The organism is Parafrankia sp. FMc2, from assembly GCF_041008525.1.
Lineage (GTDB): Bacteria > Actinomycetota > Actinomycetes > Frankiales > Frankiaceae > Parafrankia.
In genome coordinates this window covers 1-17,207 of sequence record NZ_JBFLUG010000099.1, presented here as the reverse complement: position 1 = coordinate 17,207, position 17,207 = coordinate 1, and the positions used below count along the sequence as shown (strand labels likewise).

Genomic DNA, 17,207 nt, shown 5'->3' with positions numbered 1-17,207 from the left:
AGCCGTGCAACCGCGTGCATCTGGCGTGCAGCTCCCATTCAAGCCGGCTCACGCAACCTCGGAGGTGTTCATCACCGGGCTCATCCCGGACGGGTGTGCGACACCCTCCGGAGCCCGCCGGGCAGCAGGAGGCGGCCATGACCATCGAGACCATCGAGACCACAGCGGACGGCACGACGGCGGACGACACGACTCTGACTCAGGGAGGCTTCGACCTGGCGGAGGTCGAGCGGTTCGCCTTCAAGATCGCCCAGGACCAGGCGACCGCCACGGTGGGCGCCCTCGGGTGGCTCGGCGACAGACTGGGCCTGTGGGCGGCCCTCGCGGCCGCGGGACCCGTCACCAGTGGGGAGCTCGCGGCGCGGACCGGCCTGGTGGAGCGCTACCTGCGGGAGTGGCTCGCGTCCCAGTACGCGGCCGGCAACCTGCGCTACGACCCGACGACCGAGCAGTTCCACCTGCCGGCCGAATGGGCCGCGGTGCTCGCGGACCCGAACTCGCCCGCTGCCTCGGCCGGCGGCTACGAGTCGATCATGGGCTTCTACGCCGCCGCGGACAGGCTGGTCGACACGTTCCGCACCGGCGGTGGCATCGAGTGGGGAAGCCACGATCCGCGGCTGTACAGCGGCGTCCACCGTTACTTCGGTCCGCTCTACCGGGCCAGCCTGGTCAGTGAGTGGCTCCCCGCGCTGGACGGGATCGTCGGCCGGCTGCGCTCCGGCGTGAAGGTGCTCGACGTCGGCTGCGGCCACGGCTCGTCGACCCTGCTCATGGCCGAGGCCTTCCCGTCGTCCACCTTCCACGGCGTCGACCCGCACCCGCAGTCGGTGCACGCCGCGCGGACGGCCGCCCACCGGGCCGGGGTCGCCGACTGGACGACGTTCGCGGTGGCGCCGGTGACCGGCGACATCGGCGGCGGTTACAGCCTCATCTGCTTCTTCGACTCCTTCCACCACGTTCGGGACGCGGTGGCCGCCGCCGCGGCGTGCTACCGGGCGCTCGCCCCCGGCGGCACGCTGATGCTGGTGGAGCCGCGCGCGGCGGACAGGGTCGAGGACAACACCGACGTCGTCGGGCAGAGCTTCTACGCGGCGTCGACCCTCGTCTGCCTGCCCGACGCACTCTCGCAGCCCGAGCCGGGTACCGACGCCGCTCACGCCGCTCACGCCGCTCACGCCGCTCACGCCGCTCACGCCGCTCACGCCGCTCACGCCGATGCGCCTGGCCGGGACGCCCTGGGCGGCATGGCCGGACCGGCGCGGATCGCCGAGGTCCTCCGGGCCGGTGGTTTCGGCTCCGTCCGGGTGGCCGCGGAGACGATGGTCAACATCGTCATCGAGGCCCGGAGATGAGCCGCGGGCCGACCGGGCCGACCGGGCCGACCGGGCTGGCTGGGCTGGCCGAGCCGACCGGGCTGGCCGGAGCGTTGGTTCTCGACCTTCTCGGCGGTCGCCGCGCCGGTGTGGCGACCGCGGCGCCGCACCCGCCGGGGCCACTGCTCGGAATCTGGGCGCATCCGGACGACGAGACCTACCTGTCCGGAGCGCTGATGGCGGTGGCCGCGGGGCTCGGGGCCAGGGTCGTCTGCCTGACGGCCACGCGCGGCGAGCGGGGCGGGCCGGTCCCGCCCGGCTCACCGCCGGGAACGACGCTCGGCCGGCTGCGGGTGGCCGAACTGGCAGAGGCGCTGGACGTCCTCGGGGTCCGCGAGCAGGTTCTGCTCGGCCTGCCCGACGGCGGCTGCGCCGAGATCCCACCGGCCGGACCGGTACATCGGATCGCGGAGGTCATCCGCGCCGTCAGCCCGGCCGCTGTCGTGACCTTCGGGCCGGACGGTTTCACCGGCCACCCGGACCACCGTGCCGTCTCGGCCTGGGCGACGGCCGCGTTCGAGCAGGCGGCCCCGGCCGGCGCCCGCCTGCTGTACGCGGCGGCGACCGCCGACCGTGCCGCGGAGAGCCGGGACGTGGAGGAGATCCTTGGCGTGCGGATGAACGAGGGCGCCGACGCGGGTGAGGAGGACAGCCCGGTCGTGGCGGAGGAGGCGCTCGCGGCCCGGCTGCGGCCCACCGGGGCCCTGCTGGAACGCAAGATCGCTGCGCTGCGGGCGCATTCCTCGCAGACAGCGGGCGCGCTGGCCGCGCTGGGTCCGGACCGCTACGCGGCGTGGGCTGCCGAGGAGGCGTTCGTCGACTACCGGACCCCCCGCCCGCCCGGCTGACCCCGCGCCCCGCCAGCCGGTGTCGGCTTGCTGACGGCGCGGCCGGGTGGCTTGCGCACCCTCCGGGTGTGGCTACCATTCGCGTTCTTACTTTTACTCAAAGTAGCGATCCGGTGGTCCGATCCGCGGGGAGGGGGCGGCCGGTCGCGGGTGACGGCGCCGCGGCACCGCGGCGCGGGTGGAGGGGGAACAGTGGCGCACACACCGACGCGACGTGGCGGGGGGAGCCCGTTCCCGCCGATCGCCGAGTACGGGTTCCTCTCCGACTGCGAGACGAACTGCCTGGTCGCGCCAAGCGGGAACGTCGAGTGGATGTGCGTGCCCCGCCCCGACGCGCCGAGTGTGTTCGGGGCGGTGCTGGACCGGTCAGCCGGCGGGTTCCGCTTCGGCCCGGACCGGACGTTCATTCCGGCCGGCCGCCGGTACCTGCCGGGGACCAACGTCCTGGAGACCACCTGGCAGACACCCACCGGGTGGCTGATCGTCACGGACTGTCTGGTCGTCGGCCGGTGGCACCGCACCCACCGGCGCTCCAAGACGCACCGGCGCACCCCCGGTGACTGGGACGCCGACCACGTGCTGCTGCGGCTTGCCCGGTGCGAGCACGGCGACGTCGACCTGAGCCTCGTCTGTGAGCCGAACTTCGACTACGGGCGCAGCCCCGAGTCGTGGTGCTACGAAGGCGACGACTACTCCACCGGAGTGATCAGTCACGCCGGGCCGGACGCCGGCCCGGACGGCGATCCGTCCTCGGGTGTCTCGCTGCGGCTGCGCACCGACCTGCGGCTCGGTTTCGACGGCCGCCGGGCCCTGGCCCGGACGACCCTGCGGGAGGGCGACACCGCGTTCGTCGCGCTGACCTGGCGGGCGGAGGACCCGCTGCTGCCCGCCGACTACCGCCAGGCCTGCGCGGCGGTCGAGAGCACCACCGAGTTCTGGCGGCAGTGGCTGTCCCGTGGGAGGTTCCCGGACCACCCGTGGCGCCGGCACCTCCAGCGCAGCGCCCTCGCGCTGAAGGGCCTGACCTACGCACCGACCGGCGCGCTGCTCGCCGCCGCGACGACGTCCCTGCCGGAGACCCCGCACGGCGAGCGCAACTGGGACTACCGGTACAGCTGGATCCGCGACTCGACGTTCGCCCTGTGGGGCCTCTACACCCTCGGCCTGGACTACGAGGCGGACGACTTCTTCTCGTTCATCGCGGACGTCGCCGAGCACGCCGACGACATCCAGGTGATGTACCGGGTCGGCGGCGAGCCGCGGATCGACGAGGAGATCCTCGGGCACCTGTCCGGCTACGACGGCGCCACCCCCGTCCGGGTCGGCAACGCCGCGGCGGAGCAGCGCCAGCACGACGTGTGGGGCGTCATCCTCGACTCGGTCTACCTGCACACCCGCTCGCGGGACTACCTGTCCGAACGGCTGTGGACGGTGCTCGTCCGGCTCGTCGAGGCCGCGGCGACGCACTGGCGGGAGCCCGACCGGGGGATGTGGGAGGTTCGCGGCAAACCCCAGCACTTCACGGCGTCCAAGATGCTCTGCTGGGTGGCGCTCGACCGCGGCCGGCAGCTGGCGCAGATGCGGGGTGACTACACCACGGCCGAGCGGTGGCGCGGCATCGCGCAGGAGATCCACGCGGACGTGCTGGCCAACGGAGTCGACCACCGCGGCGTGTTCACCCAGTACTACGGGTCGACCGCGCTGGACGCCTCGGTGCTGCTGATGCCGCTGCTGGGCTTCCTGCCCCCGACCGACGACCGGGTGAAGGCCACCGTGCTCGCCGTCGCCGACGAGCTGACCGTGGACGGTCTTGTCCTGCGCTACCGGACCGACGAGACCGATGACGGTGCCGAGGGCGAGGAGGGCGCCTTCCTCATCTGCTCGTTCTGGCTGGTGTCGGCGCTCGTGGAGATCGGGGAGGTCACCCGGGCCCGGCAGCTGTGCGAGCGGCTGCTGAGCCTGGCCAGCCCGCTGGACCTCTACGCCGAGGAGATCGACCCGGCGGACGGCCGCCACCTGGGCAACTTCCCACAGGCCTTCACCCACCTGGCCCTGATCAACGCGGTGATGTACGTCATCGGGGCCGAGGGCGGCGACTCCCACCCCCGGCCCTCCTACGCCGGCTGATCGGCAACGGGCCCCGGCATAACGCACCGGGGCCCGTTGGGTCGGCCCTGTCGTGAACAGCGTCGGCACGTTGGGCATAAGGGTTCCGTATGCCGGATATCCACATTGTGGACAACGGTTGTGGATGAATGACATCGGTGGAAGTCACCACGGCGCCACCGGGCCGCTCAGCGCCAGCTGGGCCGCTCAGCGCCACTGGGTCGACACGGCCAGCCCGACGACCACGAACCCGAAACCGACCAGGATGTTCCAGCCGCCGAGGCCCTCCATCCCGAGCACACCGCCGTCGGAGAAGTAGTAGACGAGCAGATAGGCAATGCCGATCAGGAAGAACGCCAGGATCATCGCCCCGAACCAGGGCGGCGACGGTGGCTTGCGCTTCGGCGTGCGGGTGCTGCCCTGGGGGGCGGTCGCCGCCGGCTTCTTCGACTTCCGGCGTCGGGATTCGGGCACTGGGGGCTCCTCGTGACCAGGCTCGCACGGTGCGCCGGCCGGGGTGCCGGGCCGGCGTCATCGCGACGTTCGTCACCAGGGTAGACAGGGTGACCCTCTGGAAGCTGTATGGGCGCCGACTGAGGTGTCCCGGTGTCCCCGCGTCGGGGCGTGTACCCGGCACGCCGACCGGAGCCGGCCGTATGCGGACTGTGGTCTGCGGCGTAGCCTGCGGCGGTGGCAACCACGGCTGCGGACAGTGGCCGACCGCGACAGCCGCCCGCCGGAGGACGGCGCGACATGGGAAGGGCCCGAGGCGCCACGGACGACATCACTGACCACCGGACGCATCAGCGTGCCAGCTGGCCGGGTGCCTGGCGGCTGGCCGCGGCCGCGATGTCCGCCGTGCTGGTCGCCCTCCTCTGCGGTGCGGTCGCGACCACACCCGCGGCAGGCCGTGCCGGCGGGTCGGGTGTCGCGAGCGTCGCCGGCTTCGTCGCCGAGGACCGCCGGCGGCTGAGCGCCGAGACGGAGCGGGTCCGCAGCGAGCGGGCGGCACTGGGACCGGGCGGGGCGACATCCCCCGCCCGGCCGGCCCCCTCCGCGTCCGCGGTACCGACACCTGCGCCGCCGACACCTGCGCCGCCCGCGCCCGAGGCATCGCCGCCGGCACCGGCGCCGGCTCCGGACGATCCGCGGCTGCGGCGCGCCGAGCTCGCCGCCCAGGTCGGCCTCACCGCCGTCCGCGGCCCGGCGGTGACCGTCGAGCTGGACGACGCGGCGCGGGAGACCCGGGGCCGGCCGTTGCCCGCCGGCATCCGCTCGCCGGGCCCGAACGATCTCGTCGTGCACCAGCAGGACGTCCAGGCGGTGGTGAACGCGCTGTGGGCGGGTGGCGCCGAGGCCATGGCCATCATGAACCACCGGGTCACCCCCCGGACGGCGGTCCGCTGCGTCGGCAACACGCTGCTGCTCGAGGGCCGGGTCTACTCACCCCCCTTCCGGATCAGCGCGATCGGTGACCAGACCGCGCTGCGGGGCGCGCTGGACGGCGATCCCGGGGTGCAGCTGTACCGGGACTACGTGGCGGCCTACGGCCTCGGGTACCGCGTCGTGGCAGACCCCGACCTGCTCCTGCCCGCGCACAGTGGGGATCCGCTCACCGGCACCGGGCCGGGCACGGGCTGAGCGTGCGGCAGGATGGAAGCCGTACCCGTGGGCGCGCCGCGCCCGGTGCCGTGCCCCGGGGAGGCCTGATGCGGATCCTGGTCGTCGACAACTACGACTCGTTCGTGTTCAACCTGGTCCAGTACCTCGGCCAGCTGGAGACCGAGTGCCTGGTGCGGCGCAACGACGAGATCGACCCGGCGGACGTCGGCGGTCTCGGTGTCGACGGCGTGCTCCTCTCCCCGGGGCCGGGCACGCCCGAGGCGGCCGGAGTCAGCATCCCGATGGTGCGCTCCTGCGCCGACCGCCGGCTGCCGCTGTTCGGGGTGTGCCTGGGGCATCAGGCCCTCGGCGTCGCCTACGGCGCGACGGTCGACCGGGCGCCGGAGCTGCTGCACGGCAAGACGTCGGTGGTTCACCACTCCGGCGCCGGGGTGCTCGCCGACCTGCCGTCGCCGTTCGTCGCGACGCGCTACCACTCGCTGGCGGTCCAGGAGTCCACGCTGCCCGCCGAGATCGAGGTGACGGCCCGCACCGAGAGCGGGGTGGTGATGGCGATGCGCCACCGCGAGCTGCCGCTGGAAGGCGTCCAGTTCCACCCCGAGTCGGTGCTGACCCAGGGCGGGCACCTGATGCTCGCCCGCTGGCTGGAGACCTGCGGCGACGGCGGGGCCGCCAGCCGCCTCGCCCCCGCCCTCGCGGCGGAGGTCGAGACGCTGCGGCTGGCGGCCTTCGCCTGACCCCTGACCTCTGACCTGACTGGCCCCGGCTGGTCAGGGCCGGGTCAGGGCCGGGTCAGGGCCGGAGGTCACCGTGCCGACCCGGCCCAGTGCTGTCTAACCCGGCCCGCTGCTGCCCGGCGGCCCGCCGGCCGTGGGCGGTGACGTCGTCGCCGGCGGAGTCGTCGCCGGCGGCGTTGTCGGCGGGACGGTCGGTGTCTCCTCCGGCGGAGGTGTCTCCTCGGGCTCCCCGGTACCCCCGGTGGCGGGCGGTGAGGTCGGCGTCTGCTGGGTGGCCTGCGGTACGACGAAGATCGTCACCGTGGAACCGCGGGCGACACTGTTGCCGTTCGGGCTCTGGTCGGCGACGGTGCCGGGCGGGCGGGAAGCGTCCTGGGAAGCCTGCTGGGCGACCTCGAGCCCGAACCTGCGTAGTTCGGCGACGGCCGCCTCCGCAGACCTGCCCCGTACGTCCGGCACGTTGACCTGCTGGTTCACCACTGAGATCGTGACGGTCGCCCCGGCGTTGACGAGGGCGCCGGGCGCGGGCTCGCTCTTCTCGACCTCGCCCACCCCCTGCTGGGCGGCGTCGTAGTACTGCACCGCCACCGCCTCCAGACCGGCGGCGCGCAACGCCTCCGTCGCGGCCTGTTCGGTCATGCCGACGAGCGTCGACGGAACCGTCTGCTGGCCCTTCGCGATCGCGACGGTGATGGTCACGGTCTCGTCGGGGTCGATCGGCGCGCCCGGGGCCGGCATCATCCTCAGCACGGTGTCCGGGGCGACCTGGTCGTTCTGCTCGTCCTTCTTGTCCGGTACGCCCGTCCAGTCCTCGTCCCTCAGCGCCTTGATCACGTCGTCGTACGGCTTGCCGAGGAGGTCGCTCGGGATCGTGATCTGCGCGCTGGCCGTGTCCTCGCCGCCGTCGTCGCCGCCGCCGAGCAGGGACGTGGCGAACAGCGCCACCACGACGAAGACCAGGACGGCCCCGAGGCCGGCGAGCACGAACTTGAGGATGGGTGAGCCGTCGCGGTCGCCGTCCGGCCGGCCGCGGCCGGGCTCGTCGAAGCGCCCGGGCTCGTCGTAGCGGCCGTCGTCGTCGTAGCGGTTGACCGGGCCGGTCCGCTCGAAGCGGTCGTAGGAGTCACCCCGGATCTGCGTGCGGTCGTTGTAGCCGTCGTCGTCGTAGCCGCCGCGGTCGCCGTAGCCCTCGTCGTAGCGGTTGTCGTAGCCGCCGCCGGAGCGACCGAGCAGCGCGGTGCCGGCCGTCGCCGTGCTTCCCGCGCCGAGCATCGTCTCGTCGGCGCCGCCCATCATCATCGCGTGCACCCGCTGGCCGCTCAGCGCGCGCTCGAGGTCGTCGCGCATCTCGCCGGCGGTCGCGTAGCGGTCGTCCGGCTCCTTCTCCATGGCCTTGAGCACGATGGCGTCGGCCGCGGGGGAGATCCGCGGATCGTGGCTCGACGGCGGCGGCGGGATCTCGCGGACGTGCTGGTAGGCGACGGCGACCGGGTTGTCGCCGCGGAACGGCGGCTCGCCGGTCAGCAGCTCGTAGAGCAGCACGCCGGTGGAGTAGACGTCGCTGCGGGAGTCGACCCGCGCGCCGCGGGCCTGCTCCGGGGAGAGGTACTGGGCCGTGCCGATCACCGCGGAGGTGGCGGTCATCGTGGACGACGTCGCTGTCGTCGCGCGGGCGATGCCGAAGTCCATCACCTTCGCCGCGTCGTCCGCCCCGACCATGACGTTCGCGGGCTTGATGTCGCGGTGGATGATGCCCATCCGGTGGCTGTAGTCCAGCGCGGCGCAGACCTCCGCGGTGACCTGCATCGCGTACCGCTCGTCGAGGGGGCCCCGGGTCTGGATGACGTCCCGCAGGGTCTGGCCCTCGACGAACTCCATGACGATGTACGGGAGCTGCGTCCCGTTGATGACGTCCTCGCCGGTGTCGTACACCGAGACGATCGCGGGATGGTTCAGCGACGCCGAGGACTGCGCCTCGCGGCGGAACCGGGCGAGGAAGGTCGGGTCGCGCGCCAGGTCGGCGCGCAGCGTCTTCACGGCGACCTCGCGGCCCAGCCGGATGTCGCGGCCCCGGTAGACCTCGGCCATGCCGCCGTAGCCGATGCATCCGCCGAGCTCGTACCGCTCGCCGACGAGCCTCGGCTGAGCGTCGTATCTCTCCGTTACATCGGTCACAGATTGTCACCCGTCGTCGGCTGTCTCGCGCCGGCCACCACGGTGCCAGTCGCTTCGCCGCCCGCGCCGACGATCTTTTCTATCACGGGTGTGAGATGCAGCACACTTGCTGGGGCTGCGCTGTTGTTCTCGGAACCTCCCCTCTCCGCGAACGTACGGGTGATCACAGCGACCACCAGCACGGTGAGGATCAGCAGCGCGATGAGAACAGGCATCGGCAGCCGGCGCCGTCCGCCGCTCGCCGGGACGGGCCGGCGGCGGCCCGGGCGCCCGCCCGCCGCGTCGCCGGGCTCGTCCGACCAGCTGGGCTGGGACGGCTGGTAAAGAGTGCCGGCCGGGTCACCGTGGCCGCTTTGGCCCCGCGGCCCGAAGTCGTTGTTGCCCTGGTAGTTGGCCTCGTAGTCGGCGAACTCGCCGGGGCTGTACAGGCGCCCGGTGCCGCCGCGCGATCCCGGCGGGCCGGCGGAACCCGGCCCCGACCGGCCGGGCCCGGAGGGCCCCGCCTGGCCACCCGGCCTGCCGGGACCGGGGCCGGCTCCGGGCGACGGCTGCAGCACGGTGGCGGGCATGCCCTGGCCTGCGCCGGCGCCGCCGCCGGCCGCCGGATCCGCGCCGCCCGGCTGCTGCCAGGAAGGGCCGCTCGGCCGGTTCCACGACGGTGTCCGGGGGAGGCTCGGGGCCCGGGAGTTCCCCGGCCCGAAGCTCGGTGGCGCCGACGGCGCGGGATGGCGGGCGGTGGCGTCCGCGCCGTTCCACCGCCCGGCCTCGGCGTTCCACAGCGCGCGCCGGATGCTGGCCGCCGACCGGGCGAACGCGCCCGCCGACCCCGGCCGACGCCCGGCGTCCTTCGCCATGGCGGACTCGACGAGTGCCCTGACCTGGTACGGGATGTCGGACGGCAGCGGCGGGGGGTTGTCCTGCTGGTGCGCCATCACGACGACGATCGGGTTGCGGTCGTCGAACGGGCGCCGCCCGGCCAGGCACTCGTAGGCGACGACGCCGAGGGAGTAGACGTCACTCGCCGGTGTCACCGGGCGGCCCGAGGCCTGCTCCGGCGACACGTAGTAGGCCGTCCCCATCATGATGCCGGTCGCGGTGAGCGGGGCCGCGTCCACCGCCCGGGCGATCCCGAAGTCGGTGACCTTGACCGCCCCGTCGTGGCGGAGCAGCAGGTTGCCCGGCTTCACGTCCCGGTGGACGACGCCGAGCGCGTGCGCGGCCTGCAGCGCGTCGGCGGCCTGCCCGAGGATGTCGAGCATCCGGTCGGGGGTGAGCCGCTTCTCCCGGTGCAGCACGGCGGAGAGCGGCTCGCCCTCCACCAGCTCCATCACCAGGTAGGCGGTCGGGTAGTCGTCGGCGGTGGAGACCTCGCCGTAGTCGTAGACAGAGGCGACGCCGGGGTGCGACAGCCGGGCGGCGTGCCGGGCCTCACCGCGGAAACGGACGAGGAACGACTCGTCGCTGGCGTACTCGGGGCGCAGCAGCTTCACCGCGACGGGACGGCCGAGCGTCTGGTCGAGCCCGCGCCAGACCTCGCCCATGCCACCGGTCGCGATCCGGCCGTCGAGGCGGTAGCGGTTGTCGAGCACGGTGTTGGGGGAGGCCGCGCCGGCGAACGGCTGCGACGGGCTGTTGGCAGATGTGCTCATCGTTGCGTGTCCAATGCGGCCTGCATGACTTTCTGGGCAACGGGCGCTGCGACAGCGCCGCCGGTTCCGAGCTCGCCGCCTCCGTCCTCGACGATCACAGCAACAGCCACCCGCGGAGAACTGGCCGGGGCGAAACCTACGAACCAGGCGTGCGGCGCCTCGCCGGCCCCGTGCTCGGCGGTGCCGGTCTTCCCTGCGACGTCCACGCCGGAGATCTGGGCCCTGCGGCCGCTGCCCGAGCTCACGACGCTCTGCATCATCGTCGTGAGCTTGGCCGCGACCTCGGGAGTGACGGGCCGGCCGAGTTCGGCCGGCTCGGTGCGGCTGAGCCGTTTGAGATCCGGGCCCTGTAGCTCGGAGACGAGATAGGGCTTCATCCGGACACCCCCGTTGCCGATCGCCGCGGCCACCTCCGCCATCTGCAAGGGGGTCGCCCGGACGTTGAACTGGCCGATTGCCGACTGCGCCGTCTGAGCTCCGTCGAGGCCGTCCGGGAAGATGCTGCGGGCCTGCTGGAGCGGGAAGTCCTCGATCGTCGAGTCGAAGCCGAAAGCCTCCGCCTGGTTCCGCAGAACGTCGCCTCCCAGCTCTATTCCCAGCTCGGCGAATGCGGTGTTGCAGGAGATGGTCAGTGCGTGGATCAGAGTATCCGTCCTGCCGTCCCCACAGGTTTCCCCTCCGAAGTTGGGTAGCACTGTGGTGCTCTGCGGGAGTGTGAGCTCGTCGGGCGCGGGGACCCGGGTCTCCGGCTCGTACCCGGCGGCCAGCGCGGCCGCCGCGGTGATCAGCTTGAACGTCGAGCCGGGCGGATAGGTCTGCTGCGCCGGGCGGTTCAGCAGCGGCTGGCTCTCGGCGCCGGCCAGCGCCTGGTAGGCCTCGGTCGCCGCTGACTCGTCATGCGTGGCCAGGGTGTTCGGGTCGTAGGTCGGGCTTGTGACCATCGCGAGGATCGCTCCGGTGGCCGGGTCGAGCGCGACGACGGCACCGGTGCGGTCCCCGAGCGCCTCGGCCGCCACCTGCTGGATGCGGGGCACGATCGTGGTCACGACGGTGCCCCCGCGCCGCTCCTCACCGGTGAACAGATCGGTCACCCGGCTGGCGAGAAGGCGGTCGTCGTCCCCCGACAGGAACACGTCCTCGGAGCGTTCGAGACCCGCCGCGGTGAAAAGGGTGTAGTAGCCGGTCACATTGGCATAGAGCTGGCCGGCCGGGTACTGGCGCTGGAACTTGTACTCGTCGTCGACCGGGACGGAGATCGCGAGCTGGGTGTCGCCGGAGATGATCCCACCGCGCTGCCGCTCGAGGCGCTCGGTGATCTGGCGTGCGTTGGTCGGCTCGGTCTTGAGCCGGTCGACCTGGCCGACCTGGATCCAGTTGGCGTTCACCAACAGCGCGGCGAACAGCACCATGCAGGCGAGGGCGACCTTGCGAACCGGGGTGTTCACGTGGTCTTCACCACCTGGGTGGGGCTTTCGGAGACCGCGCTCGGGTCGAACAGGGGCGCATCCGGCACAGGTTCGTCCAGGCGCCGAGCGGCGTCGCTGATCCGCAGCAGCAGCGCGATGATCGCGGCGTTGGCGACGATGGACGACCCGCCGTACGAGACGAACGGCAGCGTCAGCCCTGTCAGCGGAATCAGCCGCATCACGCCGCCGACCTGGACGAACACCTGCAGCGCCAGGGTCGCGGAGAGTCCGGTGGCCAGCAGCTTGCCGAACGGGTCCTTGGCACCGAGCGCGGCCCGGATGCCGCGGGCAGCGACGAGGGCGTACAGCAGCAGGATCGCCATCACGCCGGTCAGCCCGAGCTCCTCGCCCAGGCTGGCCATGACGAAGTCGGTGTTCGCGAACGGCACCCGCTGCGGGCTGCCCTGGCCGATCCCGGTGCCGGTGATCCCGCCCGCCGCGAAGCCGTACAGGCCTTGAACCAGCTGGAACGAGGTGCCGGACGGGTTGTCCCCGTCGAAGGCGTGCAGCCAGCCGTCGACCCGGATCTGCACGTGGCCGAACAGGCTGTGTGCCACGACGGCGCCGAGCATGAACAGCGCGAGCCCGATGGCCACCCAGGATGCCCGCTGGGTGGCCACATAGAGGATCACCAGGAACATCCCGAAGAACAGCAGCGACGACCCGAGGTCCTTCTGGACCACCAGCACGCCGAGGCTGGCCAGCCAGGCCACCAGGACGGGCCCCAGGTCACGGGCGCGCGGGATCTTCATGCCAAGGAACGACCGCGAGGCCACCGAGAGGACGTCCCGCTTGTTCACCAGGTAGGCGGCGAAGAAGATCATAAGGATGATCTTCGAGACCTCGCTGGGCTGGAACGAGAACGGCCCGACCTGCAGCCACAGCCGGGCGCCGTTGATGGTGGCGCCGATGCCGGGCGCGATCGGCAGGACCAGGAACACCAGCCCGGCGAGCCCGGCCGTGTAGGCGTAGCGCGCGAGGCTGCGGTGGTCGCGCACGACCGCCAGCACGAGGACGAAGACGGCGATCGCGAGCAGCGTCCACACCAGCTGTGTCTGCGCGGCGCCGGTCGGTATCGCCCGACCGGCACGGCGGGCCGCGTCGGCCTTCGCCAGGTCCAACCGGTAGATCATCACCAGGCCGAGCCCGTTGAGCGCCGCCACCACCGGCAGCAGCACGGGGTCCGCGGCGGGCGCGAACCGGCGGACAGCGAGGTGCCCCAGCGCCCACAGGGAGAAGAAACCGAGACCGTAGGTGAAGACCTGGAAGCCGATCGCCCCGTCGTGGGCGAGCGTCAGCGCGGCTAACGCCGCGGTGGCCAGGACGCCGGCGTAGGTGAGCAGGAGCAGCTCACGGCGGCGGTACGGCGGGAGTTCGAGCCCACTCGGCAGCGGGAAGCCGGCGAAGGTCGCGGTGAGGTCAGCCGATCTGGGCCTGCGGAGTGGGGGGAGAGTCATCAGGCGATCGTGCTCACGGGGAGGGGGGCACGGCCGGCGGAGGGCAGTTCGGCACGGGGACGGGGCTCACGGTCGGGCACAGGCCCGCTACCGGGGGCGAGGTCTCGGACCCGGAGGTTTTCGCGTCCGGCACGACAGCCGGTGAGGGCGTGACCGCGGGCTCGGAGTCCGCGATGTCGTCGGAGTCGTCCGGCCGCTCCAGCTCCGAGATGATCAGGTTGGCGTCGGCCAGGTCGTCGGCGCGGATGCCGTCGCGCAGCCGGTCGCGCTGGGGTTCGGCCACCTCGCTCAACGGCTGGTGGCGGGAGCGCACTGTCGACAGGGAGACCCCGGCGATGCTCCCCTTCAGGCCCTGGAAGACCGCGACCTTCTCGTCGTCCACACCGACGTAGTACTGGCCCCGCACCCAGGTCCAGCCCACCGTCGCACCCGCGACGACCAGTACCAGCACCATGGTCGAGACGAACAGGCGCCGCCGCCCCCCACCGCGTGCAGGGGCTCGTTCGGGATCCTCGTCGGGGTCGTCCCCCGGCTCGTGGGACCCGCGGCGGTAGAACCCGGTGCGGCCGATGCGGGCCGCCTTGGCAGCCGCCGACTCCGAGTCCGCGTTCCGTGGATTCGGGCCGGAGCGGGCCGCCGCCGCATGCGGGACGACACGCTTCTCCGCGGCCGCGCCGGCCACCAGCGGCGCGTCGTCGTCCTGACCGTCCTCAAGCACGTCGGCCACGACCACGGTGATGTTGTCCGGCCCGCCGCCCTTGAGCGCCAGCTCGACCAGTCGGTCGACGGCGTCCTGCGGCTGGTCGAGCAGCAGCGCCTCCAGGATGGTCTCCTCGCTCACCACCCCGGACAGCCCGTCGGTGCACAGCAGGTAGCGGTCACCCACGACGGCGTGGCGCATCGACAGGTCCGGGTCGACCTCCCGGCCGTCGAGCGCCCGCATCAGCAGCGACCGCTGCGGATGGGTGTTCGCCTGCTCCGGGGTGATCCGGCCCTGGTCGACCAGATCCTGGACGAGGGTGTGGTCGTGGGTGATCTGGGCCAGCTCGCCGTCCCGCAGCAGGTAGGCACGGGAGTCGCCGACATGCAGCAGCCCCAGGTGCTCCCCGGAGGACAGCATCGCCGTGACCGTCGTGCCCATCCCGTCGAGGGAGCTGTTCTCCAGGGCCATGTCACGCAGCTGGCGGTTCGCGTCCCGGATCGCCTCGGACAGTTCGGTGAGCAGGTCGGCGGGCGCGAGGTTCTCGTCGAGTTCGGCCAGCCGGGAGATCACGGTCGAACTGGCGACCTCCCCGGCGGCATGGCCGCCCATACCGTCGGCCACCGCGAGCAGGCGAACGCCCGCATAGGCGGAGTCCTCGTTCCCCTCTCGGACATGCCCGACATCCGAGCGGACGGCGAAGTGAAGCCTGAGGCTCACCGGTGCAGCTCCAGGACGGTCTTCCCGATCCTGACCGGCGCGCCGAGAGGTACCGGCATGGGACTCGTCACCTTCGTGCGGTTGAGGAATGTGCCATTGGTCGAGCCGAGGTCCTCGACGAACCACTGTCCGTCGTGAGGAACGAGTCTCGCATGCCGTCCGGACGCGAAGTCATCCTCAAGGACCAGAGTCGAGTCCGGTGCCCGTCCGATGGTGATTACCTCGGGGCCCAGTGGGATTGTTGTGCCTGCAAGGTGTCCCTTTGTGACCACGAGTCGGGTCGGTGTCTGATCCGCGGCTGGCGGTGGGACCGGCCGTGGGTTCTGGCGCGGCGAGCGGACCCGCTCCGGCCGCGCGTTCGGCGACGGGGCCGGGGACGGCGCCCTCGCCACCACCGGCTGCCGCCGTTTCTGGCGCTGGGTCGGGCCGAACATGTCCAGCCGGACAGCCCGCACCGCCACCAGAACGAACCCCCAGAGCAACGCCAGAAAGCCGATCTTGACCAGCAGGAGGACGAGCTCGCTGGGCTCGGTGGGATCCACGGCTACCAGTCCCTGCGGCGGTTGTCGTCACCGTGACGCCCGCCGGCCCGGCCGGAGCCGTACGGGTCCGGCTCGTCGAGTGGTTCCAGCGCCTCCAGCCCGTCGTCGGCCCGGGCCGGCTCCCCGCGGAAGCCGCGCCCGCCGTCGCGCCGCGGATCCCGATGCGGTTCCCGGCCGGGGGAGGGGCGTTCCCGCTCGCCGCGTCCCGGCCCGCGCAGTGGTGGCGGAGGACCGGCCGGCCGCCGGTCGCGGGCCGGCGGGCCGTCGTCGCGGAACCGGGCGGACGGGCCCTCCCGGTACTCGCCCGGCCCTGGTCCGGGTCCGGGTCCCGCTCCCGGACCAGGTCGGAGGCCGGGACCGGGGCCGGGATCGTCGCGGTAGCGGGGCGCTGGGCCGCCGCGGAAGTTCTCCTCACGGCGGCCCGGGCCCCACCCGTCGGGCGGGCCGGGCTCGTCGCGGAACCGAGGGGACGGCCCTTCCCGGTAGTCGTTCCCGCGATCCCCGCGCCCGGGCGCCGGCGTCACGGGGCGCCGGCCAGGGGAGGTCGGCTGGTGCGGGTCGAAAGGCGGCGGGGTCCGCTGATCCGCCGGGCGGCCCGGCGGAACCGACGACCGCGCGGCCGGCGGCGGGGTGCGCGGGCCGCGCGGGCCCGTGGCACCGGCGCGCGCATCCTCCCGGCGGAACTCGACCACCGCCGTGCCGAGCTCGATACGATCGCCGTTCATCAGCTTCACCTGGGTCGCCGCACGGCCGTTCACCAGGCTGCCGTTGGTCGAGCCGGCATCCACGTAGAGGAACTGCCCGTCCGGCAGGCGGCGGATCTCGCCGTGCCGCCGCGACACGCCGGTGTCGTTGAGCCGGATGTCGCATTCGACGCTGCGGCCGATCACGATGATCTCGGCGTCCAGCGGGTACTCCCGCTCCGCGCCGCCGGATCCGCCCGGAGCCCGGGTCGTGATCAGGAGATGGGGAGTGCCCGGCGCCGCCGACCGCGGACGCGCCCGACGGCCGCCGACCACCGCCGCATCGGCCGACGCGACACTGCTGCGGATCCGGAAGACCCCGATATCGAGATCGGCGGCCTCCGCGAGGCGGACCGTCACCGGGCCGACGAAGGTGTACCGCTGCTCGGCCGCGTGCTCGCGGACCATCTCCGCCAGTTCGTCGCAGAGCTCGCGGGAGTACGGGGCCAGCCGGGCGAAGTCGCCGCCGGCGAGCTCGACGGCGAACTCGTTCGGGACCAGGACCCGGTTCGAGCTGTTCGCGCGCCGATCGTCGGTCTCCCGAGCAAGTGCGCTGGCGATCTCGACGGGTTCGACCCCGCCCTTGAACACCTTCGCGAACGCGCCCTCGACGAGGCCGCCAAGGCGCCGCTCGAAGCGCTGGAGCACGCCCATGCCCGACCTCCCTTCTCCCGGTCTGTGAGATCGTATGCCCACCGACGGGTCCGTCCCACGGCTCGGCAGCTTGACATGGCCACCCGCCCGGCGGGGGGTGGCGCCTGAGTACATCTCCGGCGTGGTAGCGTGTGCCACGCAAGCTGATAGTCCCACTCGGGCGAGTGGCGGAATGGCAGACGCGCACGGTTCAGGTCCGTGTGTCTTAACGGACGTGGGGGTTCAACTCCCCCCTCGCCCACGAGTCGGCCCGTCGTGTTCGCAGACTTTGTCTGCTTCGCGGCGGGCCGCAATTTTTTTCGGGGGGGCTGCCCCCGAACCCCCCGGATCTGACCCCCGGACCCCCGGACCCTTGGGGGCCTCGAGCTCGCAAGACTCGCCGGGGGGGTGGGGCTCGCGGGGCTTGGGCTTAGC

Annotated in this window: 13 protein-coding genes and 1 tRNA gene; 6 read left to right on the top strand and 8 right to left on the bottom strand. The window is 72.8% G+C overall.

Features of this window, described 5'->3' with window-relative positions; genetic code table 11:
• Window positions 1-137 precede the first annotated feature (137 nt).
• The 3 genes from AB1460_RS26245 (at window position 138) to AB1460_RS26235 (ending at window position 4,348) form a co-directional block, all read left to right on the top strand.
• Window positions 138-1,352 (top strand): class I SAM-dependent methyltransferase, encoded by a 1,215-nt coding sequence (locus AB1460_RS26245; protein WP_368964781.1) that lies wholly within the window; start codon window positions 138-140, stop codon window positions 1,350-1,352.
• Window positions 1,349-2,221 (top strand): PIG-L deacetylase family protein, encoded by an 873-nt coding sequence (locus tag AB1460_RS26240; RefSeq protein WP_368964780.1) that lies wholly within the window; start codon window positions 1,349-1,351, stop codon window positions 2,219-2,221. The genes AB1460_RS26245 and AB1460_RS26240 overlap by 4 nt, the downstream gene beginning before the upstream one ends.
• A 150-nt stretch (window positions 2,222-2,371) precedes the next feature.
• Window positions 2,372-4,348, top strand: a complete 1,977-nt coding sequence (locus AB1460_RS26235; RefSeq protein ID WP_420497367.1) for a glycoside hydrolase family 15 protein — start codon at window positions 2,372-2,374, stop codon at window positions 4,346-4,348.
• Between the two features lie 186 nt (window positions 4,349-4,534).
• On the opposite strand, the gene AB1460_RS26230 is transcribed toward AB1460_RS26235, so the two are convergent.
• Entirely contained in the window at window positions 4,535-4,801 is a 267-nt protein-coding gene (locus tag AB1460_RS26230) for a cell division protein CrgA (protein ID WP_368964778.1), read from the bottom strand.
• A gap of 279 nt (window positions 4,802-5,080) precedes the next feature.
• Between AB1460_RS26230 and AB1460_RS26225 the strand changes: the two genes are divergently transcribed.
• Together AB1460_RS26225 and AB1460_RS26220 are read left to right on the top strand one after the other, a co-directional pair.
• Window positions 5,081-5,968: a DUF881 domain-containing protein gene (locus AB1460_RS26225; protein WP_368964777.1), complete on the top strand. Its 888-nt coding sequence runs from the start codon at window positions 5,081-5,083 to the stop codon at window positions 5,966-5,968.
• 68 nt (window positions 5,969-6,036) lie between these two features.
• Window positions 6,037-6,687, top strand: a complete 651-nt coding sequence (locus AB1460_RS26220; protein WP_368964776.1) for an aminodeoxychorismate/anthranilate synthase component II — start codon at window positions 6,037-6,039, stop codon at window positions 6,685-6,687.
• A 96-nt stretch (window positions 6,688-6,783) separates the two neighbouring features.
• On the opposite strand, the gene pknB is transcribed toward AB1460_RS26220, so the two are convergent.
• The 7 genes from pknB to AB1460_RS26185 are packed head-to-tail and all read right to left on the bottom strand — an operon-like array spanning window position 6,784 to window position 16,793.
• Window positions 6,784-8,862 carry a Stk1 family PASTA domain-containing Ser/Thr kinase gene (gene pknB, locus AB1460_RS26215; protein ID WP_368964775.1) on the bottom strand — a complete coding sequence of 693 codons (2,079 nt, stop codon included), beginning with the start codon at window positions 8,860-8,862 and terminating at the stop codon, window positions 6,784-6,786.
• Window positions 8,859-10,511, bottom strand: a complete 1,653-nt coding sequence (locus tag AB1460_RS26210) for a serine/threonine-protein kinase (RefSeq protein WP_368964774.1) — start codon at window positions 10,509-10,511, stop codon at window positions 8,859-8,861. The genes pknB and AB1460_RS26210 overlap by 4 nt, the downstream gene beginning before the upstream one ends.
• A complete protein-coding gene (locus AB1460_RS26205) occupies window positions 10,508-11,956 on the bottom strand; it encodes a peptidoglycan D,D-transpeptidase FtsI family protein (protein WP_368964773.1) in 1,449 nt (482 codons plus the stop codon). The genes AB1460_RS26210 and AB1460_RS26205 overlap by 4 nt, the downstream gene beginning before the upstream one ends.
• Entirely contained in the window at window positions 11,953-13,434 is a 1,482-nt protein-coding gene (locus AB1460_RS26200; RefSeq protein WP_368964772.1) for an FtsW/RodA/SpoVE family cell cycle protein, read from the bottom strand. The genes AB1460_RS26205 and AB1460_RS26200 overlap by 4 nt, the downstream gene beginning before the upstream one ends.
• A gap of 13 nt (window positions 13,435-13,447) precedes the next feature.
• Window positions 13,448-14,854 carry a PP2C family protein-serine/threonine phosphatase gene (locus AB1460_RS26195; protein WP_368964771.1) on the bottom strand — a complete coding sequence of 469 codons (1,407 nt, stop codon included), beginning with the start codon at window positions 14,852-14,854 and terminating at the stop codon, window positions 13,448-13,450.
• Entirely contained in the window at window positions 14,851-15,396 is a 546-nt protein-coding gene (locus AB1460_RS26190) for an FHA domain-containing protein FhaB/FipA (protein WP_368964770.1), read from the bottom strand. The genes AB1460_RS26195 and AB1460_RS26190 overlap by 4 nt, the downstream gene beginning before the upstream one ends.
• Window positions 15,397-15,398: 2 nt before the next feature.
• Window positions 15,399-16,793: an FhaA domain-containing protein gene (locus AB1460_RS26185; RefSeq protein WP_368964769.1), complete on the bottom strand. Its 1,395-nt coding sequence runs from the start codon at window positions 16,791-16,793 to the stop codon at window positions 15,399-15,401.
• Between the two features lie 158 nt (window positions 16,794-16,951).
• Here AB1460_RS26185 and AB1460_RS26180 point away from each other — a divergent pair.
• Window positions 16,952-17,034: transfer RNA gene (locus AB1460_RS26180), tRNA-Leu, on the top strand.
• The last annotated feature ends 173 nt before the right edge of the window (window positions 17,035-17,207 follow it).